Origin of the sequence: Gemmatimonas sp. (genome assembly GCF_021298855.1) — a bacterium.
GTDB lineage: Bacteria > Gemmatimonadota > Gemmatimonadetes > Gemmatimonadales > Gemmatimonadaceae > Gemmatimonas.
Window position 1 is genome coordinate 139,695 of the sequence record NZ_JAJTHI010000007.1, and the last position, 24,200, is coordinate 163,894.

General features: G+C 68.4%; 15 protein-coding genes. 7 read left to right on the forward strand and 8 right to left on the reverse strand.

The features are described from left to right. The first annotated feature begins 238 nt into the window (after positions 1-238). A complete protein-coding gene (locus tag LW840_RS03270; protein ID WP_291267741.1) occupies positions 239-1,663 on the forward strand; it encodes an MATE family efflux transporter in 1,425 nt (474 codons plus the stop codon). 114 nt (positions 1,664-1,777) lie between these two features. Next, positions 1,778-3,226 (forward strand): hypothetical protein, encoded by a 1,449-nt coding sequence (locus LW840_RS03275; protein WP_291260705.1) that lies wholly within the window; start codon positions 1,778-1,780, stop codon positions 3,224-3,226. Between the two features lie 58 nt (positions 3,227-3,284). Here the strand turns inward: LW840_RS03275 and LW840_RS03280 are convergent, their stop codons facing one another. Then, positions 3,285-5,432: a serine/threonine-protein kinase gene (locus LW840_RS03280; protein ID WP_291273127.1), complete on the reverse strand. Its 2,148-nt coding sequence runs from the start codon at positions 5,430-5,432 to the stop codon at positions 3,285-3,287. A 251-nt stretch (positions 5,433-5,683) separates the two neighbouring features. On the opposite strand from LW840_RS03280, the gene LW840_RS03285 reads away from it, so the two are divergent. After that, the gene (locus LW840_RS03285) at positions 5,684-6,493 is read left to right on the forward strand and encodes a hypothetical protein (protein ID WP_291260703.1); all 810 of its coding nucleotides are present in this window, start codon (positions 5,684-5,686) and stop codon (positions 6,491-6,493) included. Positions 6,494-6,501: 8 nt separating this feature from the next. Here LW840_RS03285 and LW840_RS03290 read toward each other — a convergent pair whose 3' ends face one another. Further along, on the reverse strand, positions 6,502-7,074 hold the full coding sequence (locus LW840_RS03290) for a hypothetical protein (RefSeq protein WP_291276397.1): 573 nt from the start codon (positions 7,072-7,074) through the stop codon (positions 6,502-6,504). Between the two features lie 23 nt (positions 7,075-7,097). After that, on the reverse strand, positions 7,098-7,523 hold the full coding sequence (locus LW840_RS03295) for an SRPBCC domain-containing protein (RefSeq protein WP_291276398.1): 426 nt from the start codon (positions 7,521-7,523) through the stop codon (positions 7,098-7,100). A 183-nt stretch (positions 7,524-7,706) separates the two neighbouring features. On the opposite strand from LW840_RS03295, the gene LW840_RS03300 reads away from it, so the two are divergent. Continuing rightward, positions 7,707-8,903, forward strand: coding sequence for a hypothetical protein (locus LW840_RS03300; RefSeq protein ID WP_291269558.1), 1,197 nt, complete (start codon positions 7,707-7,709; stop codon positions 8,901-8,903). 21 nt (positions 8,904-8,924) lie between these two features. Here the strand turns inward: LW840_RS03300 and LW840_RS03305 are convergent, their stop codons facing one another. Then, positions 8,925-10,181 (reverse strand): hypothetical protein, encoded by a 1,257-nt coding sequence (locus LW840_RS03305; protein ID WP_291273130.1) that lies wholly within the window; start codon positions 10,179-10,181, stop codon positions 8,925-8,927. A 71-nt stretch (positions 10,182-10,252) separates the two neighbouring features. Here LW840_RS03305 and LW840_RS03310 point away from each other — a divergent pair, with 71 nt between their 5' ends. From LW840_RS03310 to LW840_RS03320, 3 genes are all read left to right on the forward strand, one after another. Next, on the forward strand, positions 10,253-12,016 hold the full coding sequence (locus LW840_RS03310; RefSeq protein ID WP_291267361.1) for an amidohydrolase: 1,764 nt from the start codon (positions 10,253-10,255) through the stop codon (positions 12,014-12,016). Positions 12,017-12,200: 184 nt separating this feature from the next. Beyond that, entirely contained in the window at positions 12,201-15,173 is a 2,973-nt protein-coding gene (locus tag LW840_RS03315; protein ID WP_291260716.1) for a SusC/RagA family TonB-linked outer membrane protein, read from the forward strand. A 13-nt stretch (positions 15,174-15,186) separates the two neighbouring features. Then, positions 15,187-16,587, forward strand: a complete 1,401-nt coding sequence (locus LW840_RS03320) for a hypothetical protein (RefSeq protein ID WP_291260697.1) — start codon at positions 15,187-15,189, stop codon at positions 16,585-16,587. 79 nt (positions 16,588-16,666) lie between these two features. Here the strand turns inward: LW840_RS03320 and LW840_RS03325 are convergent, their stop codons facing one another. The 4 genes from LW840_RS03325 to LW840_RS03340 form a co-directional block, all read right to left on the reverse strand. Next, positions 16,667-17,659: an alkaline phosphatase family protein gene (locus LW840_RS03325; RefSeq protein ID WP_291260696.1), complete on the reverse strand. Its 993-nt coding sequence runs from the start codon at positions 17,657-17,659 to the stop codon at positions 16,667-16,669. 88 nt (positions 17,660-17,747) lie between these two features. Continuing rightward, on the reverse strand, positions 17,748-18,365 hold the full coding sequence (locus tag LW840_RS03330) for a GNAT family N-acetyltransferase (RefSeq protein ID WP_291267360.1): 618 nt from the start codon (positions 18,363-18,365) through the stop codon (positions 17,748-17,750). Between the two features lie 9 nt (positions 18,366-18,374). Then, on the reverse strand, positions 18,375-20,045 hold the full coding sequence (locus LW840_RS03335) for an amidohydrolase family protein (protein WP_291267359.1): 1,671 nt from the start codon (positions 20,043-20,045) through the stop codon (positions 18,375-18,377). Next, on the reverse strand, positions 20,045-24,184 hold the full coding sequence (locus LW840_RS03340) for a serine hydrolase (RefSeq protein WP_291276399.1): 4,140 nt from the start codon (positions 24,182-24,184) through the stop codon (positions 20,045-20,047). Before LW840_RS03340 ends, LW840_RS03335 begins: the two co-directional genes overlap by 1 nt. Between the last annotated feature and the right edge of the window lie 16 nt (positions 24,185-24,200).

Sequence of the window (24,200 nt, forward strand, 5' to 3'; positions counted from 1 at the left end):
CCCAGCGTCCGCGTTTGCACGCGGCCGGTGACGACCGTCTTCGTCACGGTGGTATCGCATCGCGAAGCAGGGTCCCACCGGTAGCGGCGACACGTCGGTCGCGCCTCGCGGTTCACACGCCCCTTCTGCTTCGCCTGGCAGAGGGGCGTTTTTTTGTCCTCCGTGAGGGTTCATGCACCACACGCCGCAAACGTCTTCCGACGGTTCAACACACGAATCATCTGCCCACCACACCCTGATGACGCCTGACGGCACAAACACGGGCGCGCAGGCCGGGCGCACCAGTCTCTGGCGTGACATCCGCGACGCCGTGCGCGGTGCCGAACACGACTATACGCAGGGGGCCATTGGGCGCGCGATCTTTCTGTTGGCGGTCCCCATGGTGCTGGAAATGTCCATGGAGAGCGTCTTCGCGGTGGTGGACGCGTTCTTCGTGGGACGGCTCGGGCCGGCCGCGGTGGCCACGATCGGCCTGACCGAGTCGCTCATGGTGGTCATCTACACGGTGGCCATGGGACTCAGCATCGGGGTCACCGCGACAGTCGCGCGGCGCATCGGTGAAAAGGATACCGACGGCGCCGCGCGCGCCGCCGTGCAGGGATTGCTGCTGGGGCTGCTGCTCTCGGTGATCCTGGGGGTGGCCGGCGCCGTGTTCGCGCGGGATCTGCTGGCGCTGATGGGCGCCGACGCCGACGTCCTGCGCATGGGTACGGGCTTTACGCGGGTCTCGCTTGCCTGCAACAGCGCGGTCTTCCTGCTCTTTCTCATCAACGCGGCGTTTCGTGGTGCCGGCGATGCGGCGGTCGCCATGCGCGTGCTCATGGTAGGCAACGCGATCAACATCGTGCTCGACCCGCTGCTCATCTTCGGGGTGGGACCGTTCCCCGAGCTGGGTATCGAAGGCGCCGCCTGGGCCACGGTCATCGGCCGCACCGTCGGATTCCTCTGGGCGCTCTGGCACCTCAGCACCGGGGAAGGCAACCTGCATGTGCACCGCCGGCACGTGCGCGTGGAGCCCGGCACCATGCTGCACATTGCCACGCTCTCCGGGTGGGGCACGGTGCAGGTGGCGCTCAGCTCCATGAGCTGGATCGCGCTCGTGCGCATCACGTCGGGATTCGGGGCCACGGCGGTGGCCGGCTACACCATTGCCATTCGCATCCTGCTCTTCGCCCTCATGCCAGCCTATGGGGTGGGGGCTGCCGCGGCGACGATGGTGGGGCAGGCGCTTGGCGCAGACAATCCCGCGCGCGCCGAACAGGCGGTGTGGGTGGCCGCGCGCATCAACATGGTGGTGCTGGGACTCACCGGGGTGCTGTTCTGGTTCACCGCCCCCACCCTTGTGGGATGGTTCAGCGATGTCGGCGCCGTGCGTGACGTGGGGGTCACGGGGCTGCAGATCATGTCGCTCGGCTTCCCGCTGTACGCCTTGGGGATGGTGCTCGAGCAGAGCTTCAACGGCGCCGGCGATACGCGCACACCCAGCTGGATGAACTTCGTGGTGTTCTGGGTGCTGCAGCTGCCGCTGGCCTGGTACATGTCGCAGCACACCGCCCTCGCCTGGCGCGGCGTCTACATCGCGGTCGTGGGCGCGTACACGGCGCTGGCGGTGATCAGTGCGTTCTTTTTCCGGCGTGGAGGGTGGAAGACCAAGCAGGTGTAGGCAATGGCCCGGGGAACCCCCTGCCCGCTTCACACGTTGGGTGTGGGTTTATCTCGTTCGGCGCACCGTCGCGTCCGATGTGAGCGCCTTCTCTCTCCGCAATCCACACCTCTCGTGTTCTCTTCTGCACTTCGTTCGCTCACCGGCGCGCCGCGCCGATGGGCCGGCGCCGCTCTCGTGGGGCTGCCACTGCTCGCCGCCCCGGTGGCGGCACAAGGTCCCCCGGTTGGCCGCCCCCCCGGCGCACCCGGGGGTGGTCCGCCGGGCGGCATGCCGCCCGGGGCCATGCGCCCCGATTCGGCCACGCTGCAGTCGCAGGCCATTCGGGTCTTTCTCGACTGCCAGGGGCGCATTCGCGGATGTGACCGCGATTTCATCGTCACCGATGTGAACTTCGTGAACTGGATGCGCGACCGGTTCGATGCCGACGTGCAGATCCTGGTCTCGGGGCTCACCAACGGCGGCGGCGGTACCGAGAACACCATCACCTTCATTGGTCGTCGCGCCTTCGAGGGCATGGCGGACACGCTGGTGCTCAACACGCTGCCCAATGACCCCGACGATCGCATCCGTCGTGAGCTGGCCCGCGTCTTCAAGCTGGGACTCACGCGCTACGTGGCGAGGTCGCCCATCGCCTCGCGCGTGCAGGTGGCCTACATCGCGCCGTTCGGACGCCCCACGCAGCAGCAGGCGTCGGCGGCCGACCTCAAGGACAAGTGGAACCTCTGGACGTACACGACCAACATGAATGCGTTCGTGCGCGCCGAGGATCGGCAGCAGTCGGTGAACGCGTCGCTGTCGCTGTCGGCCAACCGGGCCACCGAGAAGTGGAAGATGAACTTCTCGCTCAGCGGCAATATCAATGAGCAGCGCTTCGAGATTCCGCCGACCGCCACACGCCCGGCCTTTACGGTCACCAACGAGCAGCGCACGTACAATGCCACCTCGCTCATCGTGCGCTCCCTCTCGTCGCACTGGTCAGCGGGACTCAAGCTGGGCGCCGGTTACTCCGACTTCCTCAATCAGGACCTGGCGCTGCGCGCCCAGCCAGCCATCGAGTACAATCTGTTCCCCTGGACGGAGCAGACGCGGCGGCAGCTCACGTTCCTGTACAACGTGGGGCCCAACTACTACGACTATCAGCGCACGACGGTCTTCGATCGGGACACCGAAACCCGGTTCAGCCAGCAGGCCACGGCGTCGTATGTGGCCCGTCAGTCGTGGGGCTCGAGCAACGTGTCGCTCGACTGGTTGAACTATCTGCACGACTTCAATCGCCACGCGCTCACGCTCAGCGGCAACGTGGATCTGCGCCTCGGCCGCGGCTTCTCGCTCAACATCGGCGGCTCCGCCGCGCGCATCAACGACCAGATCTATCTCCCGCGCGCCGGCAACACCGAAGAGGAGATCCTGCTGCAGCGGCAGGCGCTGGAGACGGGCTTCCGCATCACCACGAACATCGGCATCCGGTACACCTTCGGCTCCATCTACAACACGATCGTGAACCAGCGCTTCAGCAGCCTGGGCTCCAGCGGCGGCCGGTTCGCCTTCTTCTTCTTCTAGGTTCACCGGCGGGGCTCGTATCGCTCGTCGCGGCGGCATCAGCCGCCACGACGGGCGGTCACCGCGCCAGCGCGTCGCGCCAGGGCGCAAGTTCGTTGTAGAGGCGGGTGACCAGCGACCCGGGAAGGGTGGTCCTCAGCACGTTCCCGCGTTTGGTGTCACGCACCACGAGCTCGAAGCGGGGCGGCGATCCGTCGTCGCGTGGCTGAAAGGCCGTGGGCGGCAGCTGGGCCACGAAGGCGTTGAACACCGGACGATTCCCCGAGGCCTGCACGTCGGGAATCGCCACCGCCGGCACGATCGCCCCTCCATCGAGCGGGACTGCCTGCCCATCACGCAGCAGCTCCACCGAGGCCACGTCGCCGCGCTTGAAGTCCACGAGCAGTTCGGGGTCGGTCTTGGGCCACGGCGTGCGGTCCGGCGACACCTCGATCACATACCCGGCACGTCGACCGGCCGCCGCACGCGTCCAGCCGCTCCACCGTTCGATGGGATCGGCGATCTCGTAGCTGGATCCGTCGCTGCGTTTGTACGTCGACTTCCAGCTGGTCACCTGTTCGGCCCGCCAGACCACCAGCGGCGTGGGCATCACCACCACACGCACGTCGTCGAAGCGATGCTGATGCGCCTTGGCATCGATGCCGCGCGCGATCATGGCACGCAGCGGCGTCTCGGGGTAGCGCGACCGGGAGGCGGCAACCTCGGCGATGCTGTCCGCCATCGCCTTCGCGCGCTTGGCCACGTCGGCGCGCGAGCTGTCGCGCCGCCCCCGTCTGGCAGAGTCTCGCTTGCCGGCCGCGCCCGCAGCGCCAGCCTTGCCCGGGCCACCGGCGGCGGTGCCGGTCAGTCCGGCCAATGATGCGGCACTCGGTGGGCGAATACTGTCCGACGTGGGTGCCGGCGGGGTAGCGACCGCCACCGTGGCCGCCGAATCCGCCACGCCCGAAACCGCCGCAGCCGTGCCATCACCGGAGGCTGTCAATACGGGCTCGTCGCGATAGACCGCCCAGAGCGTCAACGCCACCGACACGGCGGCAACTCCGCCCACCACGAATGGCCAGCGCGCCTTGGGCAGCGGCGCGTCGCCTCGCGCGGCGTTCGCTCCGTTCGTGGCGGCCACGGGCGGGGTCTCGCGCGACGCGCTCGTGCGCGCCCCCGACGAAATGCTCATCGCGGAACCGGGCGTACGGGCCACGAGACTCGCCGTGCGCAGTTCGAGCGCGCGCCGGTAGAGCGCCGCGGTCTGGCTGGGCGTCATCCCACTGATCGCCAGCATGAGCGCTTCGGCGAATGCGATGACCGAGTCATAGCGCTCAGCGGGTTCCGGCGAGAGTGCCCGGTTGAATACGTCCTGCAGCGTGTCCGGCCAGTCCACGTCTTTCCGCGCGTCGCGCAGGGCCTGCGGACGGCTGGTGAGCCGCTGGATGAGCGATTCCTTCGAGCTCTCGGCGGAGAACGCCGGCTTGCCCGTAAGGGCAATGAACGCCACCAGCGCCAGCGCATACTGATCGCTGCGCGCGTCCAGCCCCTCACCAGCAAGCTGCTCGGGAGACATGTACTGCGGTGTACCGACGGCAAAGCCGGTACGCGTGACCTTCTGGTCACCAACGCCGTACATGCGGGCGATGCCGAAGTCCACCAGCTTCACGAGGTACGTACCGTCGTGGCGACGCGACAGCATGATGTTGTCGGGCTTGATATCCCGATGCAGCAGGTGCTTGTCGTGCGCCGCCTGGAGCCCATCGGCAGCCTGCCCGACGATGTCAGCGGCCACGTCCGGGTGCAACGCCTCGGCATGCAGCAGATCGGCCAGCGAACCGCCGTCGACGTACTCCATGGCGAGGTACACCATGCCGTCACCCGTGTCGCCAAAATCGAAAATGGCCGCGATGTTCGGATGCGAGAGCTGGCTCGCATTCTCCGCCTCTCGGGTGAAGCGCTGCAGCGCCTCCGGTTCGGTCACCAGCGCCGACCGCATGATCTTGATGGCGCTCTTGCGTCGCATGCGGACATGCTCGCCGAGATAGACCTGCCCCATGCCCCCTTCACCGAGGCGCGATTCGATGCGATAGCGCTCGGCAATGACCGTTCCCACCACGTCCGCACTGTGGCCCGAGCGGATCAGGCGGGTGCCATCCTTGGCGCAGAAGTCCACATCATCGTCGTACGCATCACCGCAACGCGGACAGATCTTGGACGGAGTCACACGCGAATCGGGTGGAGGCCATGGCATGCATTGGCATCGGTAATGTAGCATTCGGCCTGCGCCGGCAGAGCGAGCTCGGCCATGAGGTCACGAGCACCCGCCCACGCCGCCCTGCTGTCAGGGCGGTGGTGTCGTCAGAACGGACCGTCCATAGATGACCGGCGCCCATTGGAACGCCATGCTGCACCCGGGACGTTCGGCGGGAGCGGATGCGGTGTCCAACGGGACTTCACTTACTTGACGAGTGCTTCATGCGTGGTTGCGTGGCGGGACAGCTGGTCGGAGCGGCGAGCCTGTTGGCAGTGGTGGCCTGTACCGACAGCGCCGGGGATTCAGCTGCCCAACCGCCCGCCACACCCACCACGGCGCGGGCGCGAGCCGCGGCGGTGGTGGCCGGCGGCACCCTCTCCGGCACCGTGCGCGAGCAGATCGCCGTGGGCCCCTACGTCTATCTGCGCCTCGAAACCACTGCCGGTGACGAATGGGCGGCCGTGAACGAGGCACCGGTGCAAACAGGCGACCGCGTCACGGTGTACAACGTGATGCTCATGGAGCAGTTCGCCTCGCAAACGCTCAAGCGCACCTTTGCGCGGATCTACTTCGGGTCGCTCGATCCGAACGCCGGCGCCGGGAGCGCGGGCGCGGGTGCCACCGGTGCCAGCGGCATGTCGAGTAACGCCGACCCGATGGCCGGTTCGCCGGGGACACCAGCGGCGGTGAACGCCAGGGTTGGCCCGGTGGCGCGTGCGGCCGGCCCCAATGGCCGCACCATCGGGGAATTGCACGCCCGCGCCTCCACGCTTGCCGGCACGACGGTCGCCGTGCGGGGCGTGGTGGTGAAGTACAACGCCAGCGTCATGGGGAAGAACTGGATTCACCTCCAGGACGGCAGCGGCAACGCCAGTGCCGGCACGCATGATGTCACCGCCACGTCCCTCGAGACGGCCGCGGTTGGGGACACGGTCACCGTGACGGGCACCGTGCGCACCAACAAGGACTTCGGCGCCGGCTACGTGTATCCGCTGGTGCTGGAAGACGCGAAGGTCGCGCGCCGTCCCTGACGGACTGCTTAGCGAGCCGCCTCGGGGGGCACCGACGGTGGCGGGCGATGTCCAGGCGGCGGACCGCTGGGGTGCATGCGACAGGCGGGCGGCTGCTCCACCGAATACGTGAGATTCGCGATGCGCCACGCCGCCCCCACCTGCACCAGGGTGAACTGATCGATGCCACAATGGGACCAGGCGCCATTCTGCCACAGGTCGTACGGCAACCACACCGACGCCATGCTGCCGGCCACCCGCACCTCGGCGTCAAACCCCCGTTCGATGATGGGCGCCCGTTGCCCCGCTGCCCGCTGCGAGGCGGCGGTGCGCATGGTGAAGCCCGGAGCGCCGTTGCGCTCACGCGCCGCATAGACCTGTCCGCTGTCGGTCATGAGATCGGACAGCCGCACCATGTCGCCGCGATTGATGGCGTCCATGGCGGAGTCCACGACGGCCATCACGGCGGCGCGCGTAGCGCTGGTTCCACCCGCTGGTGCACCGCGCGGTGCCTGCGCCCCCACGGTGGCGAACCAGGATGACAGCAGCAGAAGCACGCCCATCAGAGGGCGCGCGCCGGTGGCGAAAGCGTGACGTGGCATGGAGGGCGGTGGCGGGACGTGGATCAGTGGACGCGCGATTCGGCGTGCGCGCGATAGTTGTCGAGAATGGCCTGCCAACCGGCACGCTGCATCTCGAGCGGATGCTCGTCTTCGGGGGTGAACGTTTCCCGTACCGCAGTGCCACCGACTACCGGAGTGAACTCCACCGTGACCACGCGCTCGGGCCCCAGCCCGAAGCGCAGCAACGCGCCGGGCTCGACATCCAGAAACGTGCCTTCGAAGTCGAATCCCATCGAGCCGTCCCGCGCCTCCATGCGATAGCAGAAAGCGCCACCGACCCGCACATCGTTCGTGGCGTGGGGGCAGTGCCAGTCCGGCGACGCGAAGTTCCACGCCATCACCGACGCCGGCTCGGTGAAGGCGGCAAAGGCCGTTGCCGGGTCGCAGGGCACCTCGACAGATACCGTGATGGGCTCAAGGGTGCTCATCCAACGCTCGCATCAGGAGAAGTGGGTCGGCGATTCGATGAACAAGTTAGCCGGTGCGCCGAAATCCGCTCTCCGCCGGCTGGGTATTCTGCACGGCGGCAAGGGCAGAGCCGGTTTGTCCAGGGAGCCCGGGACGGTGCGACGTTGCAGGTCCGCGCAGGTATCACGAGATTGCCGCCTATCATGATGCATCCTCTTGCCTCGCGCCGTTTGCTGGCGCTTGCCCTGCTGCTGTCCATATCCGACGCGGCAACCGCCGGCGCCCAGCAAGCCCCCGCCCCTACCGCGTCCGTCGCCGTCACGCGTGCCGACCTGGCCACGCGCTACCTGCTCATGGATGCCGCTTACGCGGCGGCCGATTCCAGCGCGCGCCTTGCCGACAGCACCCGGGCGGTACTGAACCGGATCTTCGATCGGTCCACCTTGAGCTTCTTCGGCGGACGCTTTGCCGTGACGGCGGCCATGATGGACACGGCCATCACCATGGCGGATCCGACCTACCGCTACGTGCGGCGCGAGCTGCCGCGCGATGTCGTGATCGATGGCCGCCCGGCCCGCGCGCTGCGCGATGCCCTCACCGCCCGACTGACTCGTCTCGACAGTGCGGGGCCACTCGCCCAGGCCATCGTTTCGGCACGTGCCCGCGCGGCGCTTCTGGTGGATACCGTGTCGGCGGAGCGAAGCGCCGAGTTTCTGGCGGAGCCGAGGGCACTCGCCCGCGCCGTGGCTGCCGAGGTGAACGCACTCGAGAAAGGGCGCAACCCGTACGCCCGACAGGTGGGAGATCTCTGGCGCAGCTATCATGGTGCGAACGGCATGGCAGTGGCCATGCGGGTCATCGCGCCGCGCGCCGCGGCAACACGGGCGGTGGGCGTGCTGCTGGCGCTCCACGGCGCGGGGGGCGACGAGAACATGTTCGCCAACGGCTACGGCCAGGGTGTCGCCGCTCGTCTGGCGCGCGAGAACGACCTGCTGTTCGTGTCCCTGGCGACCACGCCGTTCATGACCAGTGCGGTGCAGTTCGATTCGCTCATGGCCGTTCTGGGGCGCGATTACCGCCTCGATGCCACCCGCGTGTACCTGCTCGGGCATTCCATGGGCGCCGGCGCCGCCGCACGGCTGGCGCAGGAGCGCCCGCGTGCGCTGACCGCCGTGGCCTGTCTCGCCGGCGGCGCACCCGTCACGGCCGCCGGTGCCCCGCCCGTGCTCTTCCTCGGCGCCCAACTGGACCCCATCATCCCCGCCGCGCGCGTCAAGGCCGCCGCCGCAGCGACCCCCACCGGGGTCTACGAAGAGCGCGTCAATGAAGGGCACACCCTCATGGTGCGCGGCGCCGTGCTGCGAGCCGTGCCGTGGATGCTCCAGCAACCTCGCCGCTGACGCACTTCACCGGCCACGGCGCTAGGGACGGCTGAACACGGCCCCGTGTGGCGTGGCGGCGCCGTTGCCGCCATGCGGCCACTGCACGCCTTCAAGTCGGAAGCCCGGCTCGGTGCTGCCAGCCGCACGAAAGCGCTCGTCAAGGGAGAGACGTCCGGTGCGCCCATCGAAGTCGGCGAGCAGCACGCGCGTCTTCATGGCCCGATATCCCGTGATGACCACCCGGCGCTCGTTGGGCTCGATGCCGATCCAGTGGGGCACATCATCGGGACCAAGCGTCACGCGCGATACCTCCCGCGGGGCGCGCGGGTTCGACACATCGAGGCTCACGACGGCGCTCCATGCCGGCACCGTGATGAGATAATAGTGGCCCGCCACGACCGGCACGGCGCACGACGTGCCCGGCTTTCGCGGAAACGACGCCACCAGCTCCGCCCGTGGAGCCGCCCCTGCCACCCCGTGCAGCAGATACAGTCCGCAGTTGAAGGTGCTCACCAGTACGGTGCGGCCATCGCGCAGCACACGGGGTTCGGCGCTGCGGTAGCCTTCATCGCCGCGCGCACCGCCCGGCAGGTCGATGGTCTGCAGCAGCTGCAGGTCGGAGAGGCGCCAGAACTGCAGCGCGCGCGTCGTGTCGGCGTTGTCCATGTCCGAGGTGGTCACCACCACGCGATCGATGTCCGGCAGGATGGCTGCCGAGTAGGGGCGCACGCGCCGGTCCACGCCGGGCGCCAGGGCCGATGCGGCGCGCACCACCTCACCCGCCGGAGTCATCTCCACCAGCCCCCCGGCGGCCATGCCGGCACTGTCGTGCTGCATCTGAAAGGTGGCCAGCACATTGCTGTTGGGGAGGCGCCAGAAGCTGTGCGGGTGCATGAGCGCTCCCACCTGTTCGAAATGCCGCACGAGCCGCGGCGCCGCAGGGCGCGTGAGGTCGAAGACGTAGGACTCGCCCGACCCGAAATCATTGGCGAACAGCTGACGATCGGCAGCGAGCGTGTGCTCCGTATGGTGCGTGCGACGACCACGCCCCGGTACCGACAGCGTGGTCACCAGTCGGCCGTAGCGTGCTGTGGCGGACGCCGGAGGACGCACGTCGTACACCGCCAGAAAATCGGGGCCGCTGCTGTCCACCGACGATGCCCACAGGTACAGAAAGTCGCTCGATGACGACGACGGCGTTGGCGCGGACAGCGCGACCGGTGTTGGCGTGGAGGACGCCAGGGGCACGACGACGAGCGCCATGACCGCCAGCGCGGTCGCGAAACGCAGCAGCATGCGTGAGTCCGGGATGGGGTGTCGGGGAGAAGGATACCACGGCGCGGGCGTTTGCGTCGTAGCTTCTGCGTATGCCCGCCTTTTCCCGCTCCCGTGGCCACGCGGCGCGCGCCGCGGTGGCGCTCCTCGCGGCCCTCGCCGCCTGTTCGTCGTCCACGCCTGACGCGTCCGTCGCAGCTGAGGCCGACCTGGTGCTGCTCAACGGCCGCGTCTACACGCTGTCGTGGCCCGAGCCCGGCCGCGACGGACGCCCCAGTCCTGATGCACCGTTCGACTCCGCCACGGGCTGGCGCCACGACGCCACGGCCGTGGCCGTGAAGGCGGGACGCATCGTGTATGTCGGCACCGACTCCGGTGCACGTGCCATCGCCGCCGCGAACGCGCAGGTTGTGGATCTGGGCGGCCAGACGCTGCTGCCGGGGCTCGTTGATGCGCATACGCACGTGGCCGAGTTGGGACAGTCGCTTGATCGGGTGAACCTCACCGGCGTGGCCACCGAAGCGGAGGCGGTAGCGCGCATCGCCGAGCGCGCGGCACGCACGCCCAAGGGCGAATGGATTCTGGGGTATGGGTGGGATGAGGGCGCCTGGGCCAATCGCTATCCCGACAAGCGGCTGCTGTCAGCCCGTGTGCCCGATCATCCGGTGATCTTGCGCAGCCTGCACGGTTTCGCATCGTGGGCCAACGAACGCGCGCTCACGCTCGCCGGCATCACGCGCGAGACGCCATCGCCGGCCGGCGGAGAGATTCGCCGTGATGGCGAGGGGAACCCCACGGGACTCGTGCTCAATCGTGCGGTGCCGCTGCTCGATGATGCCGTTCCGCTGCCCACGCCGTCGCAGCGTGATGCGCAGCTCCTGCGCGCGCTGCGTGTCATGGCGGCAGCGGGCTATACCGGCGTGCACGAGGCCGGCGTGGCTCCCGACGTCATGGACAGCTTCGAACGCCTGGCGAGTCGCGACTCGCTCCCCCTGCGCGTCTACGCCATGCTCAGCGCCCGCGACTCGGCGCTCATTCGCCGGTGGATTGCCCGCGGCCCCTTCACCGCCCCCAATGGCATGCTGGTCGTGCGTGCCGTCAAGGCGTACTACGATGGCGCCCTTGGCTCCCGCGGGGCGCAGATGCTGGCCGACTATGCCGATCGCCCGGGGCATCGGGGCGTGAGTGGGGGAGCCTACGGCTTCGATCAGCGCCTCGTGGCCGATGCCATGTCGGCAGGATTCCAGGTGGGCATTCATGCCATTGGCGACGCGGGCAATCGCGCCACGCTCGACTTCATCGACTCCGTGCAGCGCGCGGCACCCGCTGCGCGCAATCAGCGCCATCGCGTGGAGCATGCGCAGGTCATTGCGCCCGCCGACATCGCGCGCTTCGCGAGCATGGGCGTGGTGGCGTCGGTGCAGCCGCCGCATGCCGTGGAAGACAAGGGGTGGGCCGAGACGCGCGTCGGGGCCGAACGCATGGCCGGCGCGTACGCGTGGCGCACGCTGCGCGAAGCCGGGGCCCCACTCGTGTTCTCGTCCGATCTTCCCGGCTCCGACTGGAGCCCGTTCTACGGCCTGCACTCCGCCATGACCCGCGAGGATACCAGCGGGGCGCCGCCGGGCGGGTGGTACCCCGCGCAACGCATGAGCGCGGAGGAAGCCGTGCGCGGGTACACGGTGTGGAGTGCCCATGCCGGATTCGACGACGCCGACGGCGGTCCGATTGCCGTGGGCCGGCGGGCGGATTTCACGGTCATGACGGTCGATCCGTTTCGCGCCGCGCCGCGCGAGCTGCTGCGCGGGAGCGTCGTGCTGACCGTGTCGCGGGGGCGGGTCACGTATCGGCGGTGATGGCCCCTCTGCATTTTCCAGGCGATGAAATGGCGCGTCATGGTCGGTGAGCTGCACTTTGGTGAGCGAATTGTGACGCAACCCTTCCACCAACGAGGTGCGTGTGCTGCGCGGCAAGATACCGGTGGCAGTTGTGGGGCTTGTTTTCTTCCCCTCCATAGGATGGGCACAGGGCACCGCGGTGGTGCGAGGGCGTGTCACGGAGGCAGGGAGCGGCAATGTGATCGCCGCCGCTCAGGTCTCCGTGACCACCACGCGCCTTGGCGGACTGACGGACAATGACGGGCGGTATGTCATTCGGGGCGTCCCCAGCGGATCCGTCACCATTCGCGTGGTGCGTCTTGGCTATCAGCCAACAACGAAGACGGTCACGGTGCCGGCAAGTGGCGAGGTGGTGGCGGACTTCTCCCTCACCAACGCTGCCAAGACCCTCGACGCGGTGGTGACGACGGCAACGGGCGAACAGTCGCGCAAGTCGTACGGCAACGTGGTGGCAACGGTGCGTGCCGACTCCCTCGCCGAAAAAGCCGCGGCCACCAATGTGAACGAACTGCTGCAGGGGCGGGTCGCCGGCGTGCAGATCGTGCAAGGCTCCGGGCAGACGGGCACGTCATCCTCCATCCGCATCCGCGGTACCAGCTCGCTGTCGCTGTCGAACGAACCGCTCATCGTGATCGATGGCGTCCGCATCGACAACTCGCCGGTACCTGGCAACTACTCGACGCAGCGCATCAACAACTTCAGCGGCATCAACCCTGAGGAGATCGAGTCGGTCGACATCCTCAAGGGTCCGTCGGCCTCTGCGCTGTATGGGACGGCTGCCGCCAATGGCGTGCTGGTCATCAAGACCAAGCGCGGTCGCACCGGCGCCACGCGCTGGGGTGTCGCTGCAGAGTATGGGCAAGTGCAGCAGCCTGCGCAGTTCTTCGACAACTATCGTGCCTGGGGTCGCAACATCGTGAACGGCAATCCCGGCACGGCGTCGGTCCTGTGCCGTATCAGCGACCAGTCGCTCGGGCGGTGCGTGCGAGATTCGCTCACCACGTTCAATCCGCTGATGAACCCCGAGACCACGCCGTTCGCCACGCAGCCTCGCCTGCAGCTCGGCGTGAATGCCTCGGGTGGCACCGAGAACCTCCGCTACTTCTTCAGTGTGGAGCGTCAGGAGGAGACGGGTCCGTATCGCATGCCCGACGCGGAGATCACGCGCCTCACCACCGCGCGCGGCAAGCGCCCGACCGCCGAACAGATCGAGCCCAACCAACTCGATCAGACTTCCCTTCGTGGCAACTTTACCTTCCCGCTGGGCAAGAATGCCGACCTCTCGGTGAACACCGGCTATATCGACCGGACCTTGCTCAGCCCCTTTGATGGCGGGTTCTTTGCGGGGTTGTCGTTCCAGTCGTACTTCGCTCCCGGGTTCCGCACCGCGTTCAACGGCAACTCGGCGCAGTTCACGGGCGACATCATGTCGGTTTCCCAGTCACGTCGCGATCAGCGTCTGACCGGCTCGACGCAGCTCAACTGGAAGCCGTTCAGCTGGCTTTCCAACCGTGCCGTGGTGGGACTCGATCAGGTGGGCGGGTATTCATACCGCTTTGCGCGTGCGAATGAGGGGACGGTGACCGGCTGGGGACCGCCGGGGCAGACCGGCGGCAAGGACGCTACGCGCAGCGCGTTCTCGCGCTACTCGGTCGATCTCGGCTCCACGGCCAGCTTCACGCTCACCCCCACGATCAGTACGAAGACGAGTGTGGGGGCGCAGTGGTTCAAGGACACCCAATACGAGACCGTAGTCCAAGGCTACACGTTGCCACCTGGCGCCCAGACCCCCAATTCGGCGTCCATTCGCACGAGCAGCGAGTTCACGTCGGAGAACGCCACGTACGGCGCATATCTGCAACAGGACTTCGCCTGGAACGATCGGCTGTTCCTCACCGGCAGCGTGCGCACCGACCAGAACAGCGCGTTCGGCCGCAATGCCGGCAATACGCTGTATCCGCGCGCGGCCGTCTCGTACGTGATGAGCGACGAGTCGTGGTTTCCGCAATCCACGCTCCTCAACAATCTGCGATTCCGTGCCGCCTGGGGGCAGGCCGGTGTGCAGCCCAGCACGATCGCGGCCCTGCAGTTCCTGAGCGCCAACACCGTGCCGTTGGGTGGCACGGAAGTCGGGGCATTGCGGCTGGCCGCCATCGGCAACTTCGATCTCCGTCCCGAGGTGACGACCGAGACCGAAGCCGGCCTCGACGTGGCGCTGCTGAACGGCCGCGTGAATGTGGAAGCCACCTACTTCAAGAAGCTGTCCCGTGACGCCCTCTTCCAGAATCCGCTGCCGCCAAGCTTTGGCGCCGGGGCGAGCCAGTGGCAGAACATCGCGGCCGTCACGAACGCCGGCGCCGAGTTGGCGCTCGACATGCGCATCATTTCGCGCAGCTGGTTCGATTGGAGCAGTCGCCTGAACGGCTCGATCATCCGCAACAAGCTCGTGGACGCGGGCCGTGCGCAGCTGGCCGTCACCCAGGGAGCGCGCAACGTGGTGGGCTATCCCACCTTTGCGCTCTGGGCGCGCCCCATCAAGAGCTTCGCCGATGCGAATAGCGACGGGATCCTCACCGAGAACGAAATCGTCGTGGGGGACACTGCGGAGTACAAGGGACCCACGCTTCCAGTGCGTGAAGCCGGGTGGTCCAACACCTTTGCGTTCTTCAAGAGCAGCCTGCAGATCAGCACGCTGTTCGACTATCGCGGCGGGCACTACAACCAGTGGGGGTTCGAGAACCAGCGGTGCATCTCGGGCAACTGCCGCGCCGTGAACGACCGGTCGGCGCCGTTGGCCGATCAGGCCGCCGCCGTGGCCACGACGAGCGCGCGTCTCGGCAATACGGTATGGGGATACTTCACTCCCAATGATTTCATCCGCTTCCGCGAATTGTCGGTCTCCTACACTCTGCCCGTGAACGTGGGATCGAAGCTGGGGGCCCGCAGCACCACCATCGCACTCGTTGGCCGCAATCTGGGCCTGATCTGGAACCGTTTCCCCGGTATCGATCCGGAGACCAATGGAGCGGCGAACAACGCAGGCGGAGGAAACAACGACTTCTTCTCGGCGCCGCTCCTGCGCTACTGGACGCTGCGCGTCAACCTGGGGTACTGAGATGACCACCCACATGACTGTTGCACAGCGTATGTTCGCGGCGGCATCGTCGCGCCATCTGCGTCGCGCCTCGGCCCTCGCGCTGCTCGCCGCACTCGCTGGCTGCGAGCGGGAACGACTGCTGGGTGTGGAAACACCCGATCAGATCCGCCCGGAGGACGCCGCGAGTCCCAACGGCGCCCTGGCGCTTCGGGCCGGCGCGCTTCGTGATTTTGCCCAGTTCTTCGGCGGCACGACCAACGTGGGGGTGAACATCTACGTGGGGCTGCTGTCCGATGAGTTGATCAATGCCCGTCCCGGGGCTGACCACATCGACCAGCGCGCGTTCAACGAGAATACGTTCCCCGCGGCCGCGTGGAACAAGTTCTCCGACAGCTACACGCAGGTGGTGCGCGCCATTCGTGCGCTCAATCAGTTCGTGCCGGCCAGTGCCACGCGGAATCGCGATGTCGGGCAGCTCTACGCGCTGCAGGGGATCACGCTCAACATCGGCGGCGAGCTGTTCTGCAACGGCGTGCCCCTCGCCAGCGTGAACGACGCGGCGCCGGAGGCGGCAACCCTCGTCACCACGCAGCAGCTGTATCAGCGGGCCATTGCGCAGGCGGACAGCGCGCTGGCCGCACTGGGCAACGCGGCGACTGACCAGAACCTGCGGTATCTGGCACGCGTGGCGAAGGCGCGAGCGCAGCTCAATCTCGGGCAGTTCGATGCGGCGGCCGCCACGGTGAGCGCCGGCGGCGATGGCGCGGGGTCGATTGCCGTCCCCACCGGTTGGCAGTACGCGGTGGAGTTTTCACAAACGACTCTGGTGAACAGCATCTTCGACTGGATGGTGAACACCGCCAACTTCGGCCCCTCGGATCGTGAAGGCGGCAATGGGCTCGACTACCGCTCGGCTCGCGACCCACGGGTACTCACATCGGCCACGTCGCGCCTTGGTCAGGATGGATCGACACAGGTGTTTACCGTGCTCGGCTATCCCAACGGATCGGCGCCCACGACGCTCGTGAGCGGCGTGACCGCGCGGCTCATCGAGGCCGAGGCAGCGCTCCGCCGCGGGGATGCCACCACCTGGCTCGCAAAGCTCAATGAACCACGTGCCGATGCCGCCGTACGGACGCTGCGCAACATCGGCACCGGAGCCGACATCCTGCCGCCGCTGACCGATCCGGGCACCGCCGATGCCCGCGTCACGCTCCTCTTCCGGGAGCGGGCATTCTGGTTCTATCTCACCGGAACACGGGTGGGGGATCTGCGGCGCCTCCAGCGTCAGTATTCGCGACCGGCGACCGCCGTCTGGCCGACCGGCGCGTACTTCAAGGGCGGCACCTACGGGACGGATGTCACGCTCACGCCATCGTTCGCGGAGCGGAACAACACCGCCTACTCCGGATGCACCGACCGCAATCCGTAGTGCCACTCCGGGTTCCCTGAAGGACACAGCGCTCACTGCATGGTGGGCGCTGTGCCATTTGGGCCCGTGGAAAGTCTCTTCACGGGCGAGATGCAGCCCCCACCAGCGACACCCCCTCCATGCCCTGGGCCACGGCAGCAGGCGGGGCTATGCGCAGGTGCTGCAGAATGGTCGGGGCGATGTCCACGATGGCCGCCGCCCCCGTGGTGAAGCGCCGGGTGAGCGGCCGCTGGTTGATGACCATCCACGTGGTGCGCTCGCGCGCTGACTGCCCACCGTGGCCCTTCCCCGTGCGCGCGTCGCGCCCGTGGTCGGTGGTAACCACCACCATCCACTGCTCACCGAGCCGCTCGCGACGCCGTACCGCGGCCCAGATACGCCCCACGCGCTGATCGGCCTCCCGTACGGCCGCGTGAAGCGCCTCGCTGTCGCCGTGGGCGTGCCCGGCGTCGTCGGTGTGCTGCAGGTACACCCATGACAGGTCGGGGCCGCGCTCGGCGATGTACGCCGCGGCGCGCTCGGTAACATGGTCGTCGATGGCGCGGATGTACGCCGACGCGCGATCGTGCGGAAAGGCGACGGTGTCGTGCTCGAAGCCGTCCGCGGCGTGATCGATGCGGAACGTGCCGGCGTGGCGACGTCCTTCACCCACCAGCACGGTGCGGTTGTCGAGCCACGTGGAAAAGATCGCCGTGACCAATGTGGAGTCGGCCGTTTCGACGATGCGGAAGAGATTCCAGTAGTCGTAGTTGGGCGACTGGTTGCTGTTGCCGCGCACATTGTGCTTGTTCGCCCACGTGCCCGTGAGGAGACTCATGTAGCCCGGCGCCGATACCGTGGGGGTCTCCGTGAGGCCACCCAGCTCGCCGCCCACGTGGGCCCGCGCATAACCGCCCACCGCCGCGATCGCGTCGAGCGCGGGCGTCGGCACCTGCTCGATGACATCGGCAGGGATGCCGTCGAGCAGGATGAACACGGCCTTTCGCACGGGAGCGGGTGTACTCGTGGGCGACGGCCGACACCCGGCCGCGAGTGCCGCGACCAGAACAATGGAGACGACAGAACGGATCATGCTGTCAAGCTGGCGACCATGGCAACGGCGTCATGATTCCCGCGTATCGCTTCGACAACGATTCCACGTCAGGTTTGGGGCGGGCATGCTAGTGGTCCGCAAGAAGCGGCACCTGCGCACCGGCGGTGCGTGGCAGATCGCCGGTGAGTCGCGGATCCGGCGCCACTTCCACCGCCCGGCGATACGGGGTGAAGCCGGCCCGCTGGTAGAAGGCCAGCGCCTGCGGATGATCGAGTGTGCAGGTGTGCACATGCAGGCGACGAATGGGACGGTGCCAGGCGCGTGCCAGCACCTCGCGCATGAGCCCGCGACCAAGGCCCTGTCCCACGCGATCCGCCACGAGGCCGAAGTAGGCCAGCTCACATTCGTCAGGCACGCGGAAGTCGAGTTCGAGCAGCCCGATATCCTGCGCGCCCTCACACACGGCATACGCCTCCACATCCGCGTCGCCCAGCACCAGTGCGAGCGCCTCCGGCGAAAGACGCAGCCGCGAGAACCACAGCCACGGGGCACCCACGGCACGAAAGAGGTCGCGGTAGCGTGTGAGGTCGGCGGCCCTCATGCGCTCGAGCCGGTACGGGACCGGCTCCCGCACCGCACCGCGAGGCTCCGGCGGCGACGTCATCTCGAGGAAGGTCACCACACTGGCAATGTGCCCGGAGGGCACCTGGGCATATCCCGGCGTGAGTTCGGGGAGGTTCGACATGCGTGGAGACTATCTCGATACCGCCGACGGTGGCGACGCTGGGGGGCTGCCGACGCTCGCACGACCGGCAGGCTTTGCCGAGGGCCGCCGGCGCGGCAGAAACCGCCCCGGCAAGGCACCGGTCATGACGCCAGCGCGCAGCACGAAGGTGCCGTTCACCAGGACGTGCACGACCCCGTCGGCATAGTGATGCGGGTCGGTATACTGGGCGCGATCGGCAATCGAATCGGGATGGAAGACCACCACATCGGCGGCCATCCCCGGCGCGAGCGTCCCCCGATCGCCCTGCGCCAGCCACGCTGCCGGCATCTGCGTCATGCGTCGCACCGCCTCCAGCAGCGTGAGCGTCCGTCGCTCACGGACGTAGCGCGACAGCACGCGCGGAAACGAGCCGTAACTGCGTGGATGCGGGTAGCCGATGCCGGGTGTCACCAGATCGCCGTCGGTCTCGAACATGGCGCGGGGATGCCGGATGAAGCGCTCGATGTCCCCCTCGTCCATGCCCGTGAAGACGCCAATGAAGCCGCCCTCCAGCTGCAGCGCAATCAGCGCCTCCACGGCGGCCTCCACGGTGCGGGGCTGCCCGAGGGTATCGAGGTAGTCGGCCAGTGTGCGTCCGGCCAGCTCCGGATGCGCCGTCACCTCACGGAACCGAATCGTCTCGGGACCCGGGCCGGTCTGGCGGGGAAAGAGCGCGCGCATCTCGCGCACGAGCCGCGCCCGCGTGGCCCCGTCGGCCACGCGCTGCGCGAAGGCCGCCGGGCCGTCGGCGAGGGCCCACGCGGGAAACATGAGGTCGGAGTAGGTGCTGTAGGCCTCGTACGGGTACACATCGAACGCCACGGCGGTACCGGCCGCAGCCGCCGAGTCGAGCAGCGCCAGGATGCGCGTGCTCCACCCCCACTGCGCCGCGCCCGTGACCTTGAGGTGATTGATCTGCACGGGAATCCCGGCGGCCTTCCCCACGTCGAGCGTCTGCTGGACCGACGTGAGCACGCCGGCCCCTTCATCGCGCATGTGCGTGACGTACACCCCGCCGTAGGCCGCCGCCGCGCGGGCCAGCGCCACGATCTCCGGCGGCTCGGCGTACGCGGCCGGTGTGTACTCCAGCCCGGTGGCGAGACCAAGCGCTCCCTGCTGCATGGACGAATCCACGAGCGCCGTCATCCACACCAGCTCCGCCGGCGTGGGGGCGCGATTGGCGAGCCCCATGACGCGCTTGCGAATCCACGTATGCCCCGAAAACAGTCCCACGTTGGGCGCCATGCGCACGCGCGCCATGTACGCATCGAGCGGAAACGGCTGGTCCTGGCTGTGCTGCGGCGCCAGGATGGTGGTGATGCCCTGCCGAATGAAATTCTCGGCGAGGGGATGCGAGTCCAGCGTCACCAGATGGGCGTGATTGTCCCAGAACCCTGGCGCCACCACGTGCCCGCGCACGTCCACGACGGTCTTCGCTCCCCGCGCGTTGAGCGCGGGACCAATGGCCACGATGGAATCCCCGGCAATGGCCACGTCGGCCACCACCGCCGCCGCGCCGGTACCATCCACCACCGTGCCTCCCGTGAGCAGCACATCGTACGCCGGTGGCGCCGCACAGGCACCGGTGAGCAGCGCCACGCAGGACACGGCCACACGCCGCCCCCCGCGCGCCAGCAGGCGGGAAGTCCCGGTGATCATCAGGGCACGGCCTCCGGTTGCACCCGCAGGCCGGTGAGTCCGCCCTGCGGACCGCGCGAAACGATCACCCGATACCGCTCGCGGCCGAACCACGCGTAGTACTCGGTTTCCACGTCGTCGCCAAGCGTCCGATGCGTGAGGTACTCCATGCGGGTGGGAGCGCCCTTGCCGCCCAGCAGGGATGTCACGGCCACCTTGAGCCGCGGAAAGATCGTCTGTCGCACGAAGGCGAAGTCGGTGAGTTCGAGCTGGCCGCCGGCGACCTTGGTGAGCATGCGCGCCACGTACGCGGTGGCCGCCGTATCGGGATCGGCGCGCGGCGTGGTCACCGGAGGCACCGGCGCCAGCGTGGTGTCGAAGAGCGCGGCCACCGCCGACGCGATCATCGCCGGCGCCATGGTCCGCGCGTTGGACAGCACCACGATGCTGAGATCACTGCCGGTGTAGTAGGAGTTCTGGGTCACGAACCCCTGCCATGTCCCGCCGTGCTCGTACAGCGGCGCGCCACCCGCTTCGCCAATGAACCAGCCAAACCCATAGGGATGCGGGCGACCGCTGTTGAGCGTCATTGGCGTGAAGATGCGCCGCCAGCTCTCGGGGCTGAGTACGGTGCGGGCACGGACGACCCGGTTCCACGCCAGCATGTCGCGCAACGACAGCAGCATCGATCCATCGGCGGTGGTGTTGAGCTGCGGTGCCACCCAGGTTGCATGTTCCCATCCCCCGGGCACGGGCACGTATCCGCGCGCCCGATGCGGGATGACCTGACTCTCGGTGATGACCCGCACCGTGGGCATCCCCGCCGGCGTGAAGAGGCGCTGGCGCAGGTACGCGTGGTACGGCATGCCGCTGACGCGCGTCATGATGATGCCGAGCACCACGTAGCCGGTGTTCGAGTAGTTCCAGCGCGCACCAGGCGGGAACTCCAGCGGGAGCGCCGCCGCCATGCGCAGCAGATCGTCGTCGGTGTAGTCGCGCCGGTAGTCGAATCCGTCGCCGGTGTAGTCGGGCAATCCCGAGCTGTGGTCGAGCAGCTGGCGCAGCCGAATGGGCTCCCACGCGGCCGGCGCATTGGGCAGATAGCGGCGCACCGAGGCCTCGAGATCCAGTTTGCCGTCTTCCACCAGCGCCATGATGCCGGCACTCGTGAACTGCTTGCCCATGGACCCCGACTGGAAGATCGTTTCCTCGGTCACGGGCGTCTGATGTTCGAGCTCCGCGACGCCGTACCCCCGTGCCAGCAGCACCTCTCCGCGGCGCATGACGGCCACCGCCACGCCCGGCGCGCGCAGCCGCTCCATCGTGTGGCGCACCACGGAGTCCACGGCGGCCATGGTGGGGGTGCCGGTGCGGCGCAGAGCCCATGGCAGGGTGAGCGGTGCCGCCGTTGGCCAGACGCGATCGAGCGTACCGCCGCGGTACAGCGTGCCGCCCTTCATCACGTACGCCACGTCGCGCGTGTGGCGAATGTCCTGCAGCGGATTCCCGTCGAGCACCACCAGATCGGCCACCTTCCCCGCTTCGAGGCTGCCCAGCTCCTGCTCGAGCCCCAGCGCGTACGCCCCTTCCATGGTCGCCACGCGCAACACGTCATGATTGTGCATGCCTCCGCGCGCAAGCAGGGCCATCTCCCAGTGGTTGGACAGCCCCTGCACTTCGCCGTGGCCGCCCAGTCCGATGTGGCCACCGGCGCGCAACACGGCCGCCGCGCCCGCCGCCACCTCGCGATCCTGGTAGTCCTCCGGGGGAAACCAGAGCAGCCGACTGGAGCTGCGCTGAAAGAGCTGGCCGTCGGGAAACCAGCGATCCACGCGCGCCTCCTCGTGCGGGCGCTCTTCGGCGAGGAGGCGAAACACCGGCAGCGCCGCGCCGAAGCTCACCACCAGCGTGGGCGTGTTCACGATGCCGGTGCGCGCGAACAGCTGGACGAGGTCATCGTGGAGCGGCGCTTCCGGCACCGCGTGCTCCAGGCCACTGAAACCATCGATGGCATGCGTGATGTCTTCCTTGCCGTCGGCCGCCCCCTCCGTGGTGGGCATCATGCCCAGCTCACGCGCCGCCTCGATGAGCCATTGCCGCTGCTGGCGATTGCCCACCTGATAGGCCTTGATGTAGGGCGTGCGATATACGTCGCGGTAGCGCACCAGCGTGCGCCGCATGTCGTCGAGCGTCTGGGAGTCGATGCTGCCGAAGACACCCGGTCCCGTGGAGAAGACACGCGGACTCGCTACGCCATCGGCCTCCACCATGTCGGCGACCGCGAAGATGTCGGGGGACACCTGCGGGTCGCGCACGGTGGTGACCCCCATGGCGAGATTGGCCAGCCCGTTGGTGGATTCGGGCTGCGGCAAGTCGGCCACGGTGAGTGTGCCCTGCCCCGCCCCCCAGTGCGCATGGAGATCGATGTAGCCGGGCACGATGAACTTGCCGCGCACGTCGATCACGCGCGCGGCGGCAGGCACGGGGCGTGCCTCACGCGGACCCACATGCACGATGCGACCATCGGTCACCTGCACATCGGCGTTGGCCACGACTTCCGTGCCGCGCATGGTGATGGCGGTCGCCCCGCGCAGGACAACGGTACCCATGGCGTTGGCGCGCGGCAGCGCCACGGGAACGGGCACGGCCACGCTGGTGCCGGCGGGTGCGGCGGTGCGTGCGGCAGGCCCGAGCCGCTCTGCCGCGCCCCCCTGAGCGGACACACGCACCTGCTGCGCATCGGCGGGTACACCACCGGGGGGTGCCGTGAGCGTGGAAGCGAGCGGCGCCATGGTGGCCGTGATGGACGTCCCGTCCTCGCTCCAGCGCGGCGCGTGCCAGAACGCTGCGGTGGTGCTGAGACGGACCGGCGTCCCTCGTCCGTCCGCCTGCATCTTCCACAGCGCTCCGCCCTCCTCATTCCAGGTCACATAGGCAATCCAGCGCCCATCGGGAGACCACGCCGGCATGAACTCGCGCGCCTGCGGTGTACGCGTGAGCCGCTGCGGTGCCCCACCGTTCGCGCTGGTCGTCCAGATGCGCCCAAGGGCGGAGAAGGCCCGGCGGCCATCGCGGGCCGTGGCCACATGGTGCGCCACCCGCGCGCGCACGGCACCGGTATCGAGCCGCTGCGGCGTGCGCAGCGTGGGAGTCACGTCGAGTGCCACCTCGGCAGTGAACGGAATCACGGTATCGCTGCCGTCGCGCACGCCGAGTCGATGAATGCGGCCGCCGAAGGCCGCGTACAGCCAGCGACCGTCGGGCGAGAACGCCGCATTCGGCAGCACATCGCGCGAGGCGCGCGCCTCCAGCTGATGACGGTCCACGGGATACGCGAGCCACCGCTCGGCGCCGGTGGCGAGATCGCGCGCCTTGAGCCCCGTGCGCCCCTCGCGCACGGTGCCGTAGACGAGCGTGCTCCCATCGGGGGAGAGCAACGGTTTCATGGCGGGCACGCCTTCCACCACGACCGGCGAGGGGGCGCCCCCGGCGGCCGGCAGGCGGAGAATGGCGCTGCCGGGGCCGTTGCGGCTGCCGTAGGGGCGCGGCGTGACGGAGCTGAACCAGACATGCTGGCCATCCGGGCTGGGCACGGGGCCGTAGGGACCGGGCGCCGGCGCCGAGACCAGCGGCTGCGCCGGTCCGTTGGTGTTCTCCAGCAGCCGGGTCCCTTCACCGCTGGCCACCTCGTAGCGCCAGAGCTCGGCCGCGCGGGTGGTGTAGGGCGTCGTCACCGTCACGACGATCGCGCGTCCATCGCGCGTCCAGGCGGGCGACAGCATGCCGGCTCGCGGCAGGCGGGTGATCTGTCGCGCGCCGGACCCGTCGGCGTTGGCAATCCACACGTTGTCGGAGCCGCTCTCGTCGCTGATGTAGACCAGCTGGGCGCCCGTGGGCGAGTAGCGTGGCTGCGACTGGAACGCCCGCCCGGTCAGCAGCGGCTGGGCGCGACCGCCGGCCACCGGCAGGGTATACAGCTCACCGAGCAGTTCGAAGACGAGGGTGCGACCATCGGGACTGACGTCGAGCGACACCCAGGTGCCTTCGGTGGTGGTGAAGGCGATCGTGCGCGACGGGGGCGCGACGGCCGGCGCCGGTTGTGCCTGCACGCGCGAGGCCCCGATCGCCAGCGCGGTGAGCATGAGGGCAGCGGTCGACACTGCAGCACGGTATGGC

Coding starts and splice junctions, on each gene's coding strand:
- LW840_RS03300 (WP_291269558.1), top strand. CDS start 7,707: ATGATGCATCCTCTTGCCTCGCGCCGTTTGCTGGCGCTTGCCCTGCTG.
- LW840_RS03285 (WP_291260703.1), top strand. CDS start 5,684: ATGCGTGGTTGCGTGGCGGGACAGCTGGTCGGAGCGGCGAGCCTGTTG.
- LW840_RS03335 (WP_291267359.1), bottom strand. CDS start 20,045: ATGATCACCGGGACTTCCCGCCTGCTGGCGCGCGGGGGGCGGCGTGTG.
- LW840_RS03290 (WP_291276397.1), bottom strand. CDS start 7,074: ATGCCACGTCACGCTTTCGCCACCGGCGCGCGCCCTCTGATGGGCGTG.
- LW840_RS03325 (WP_291260696.1), bottom strand. CDS start 17,659: ATGATCCGTTCTGTCGTCTCCATTGTTCTGGTCGCGGCACTCGCGGCC.
- LW840_RS03330 (WP_291267360.1), bottom strand. CDS start 18,365: ATGTCGAACCTCCCCGAACTCACGCCGGGATATGCCCAGGTGCCCTCC.
- LW840_RS03310 (WP_291267361.1), top strand. CDS start 10,253: ATGCCCGCCTTTTCCCGCTCCCGTGGCCACGCGGCGCGCGCCGCGGTG.
- LW840_RS03270 (WP_291267741.1), top strand. CDS start 239: ATGACGCCTGACGGCACAAACACGGGCGCGCAGGCCGGGCGCACCAGT.
- LW840_RS03305 (WP_291273130.1), bottom strand. CDS start 10,181: ATGCTGCTGCGTTTCGCGACCGCGCTGGCGGTCATGGCGCTCGTCGTC.
- LW840_RS03320 (WP_291260697.1), top strand. CDS start 15,187: ATGACTGTTGCACAGCGTATGTTCGCGGCGGCATCGTCGCGCCATCTG.
- LW840_RS03295 (WP_291276398.1), bottom strand. CDS start 7,523: ATGAGCACCCTTGAGCCCATCACGGTATCTGTCGAGGTGCCCTGCGAC.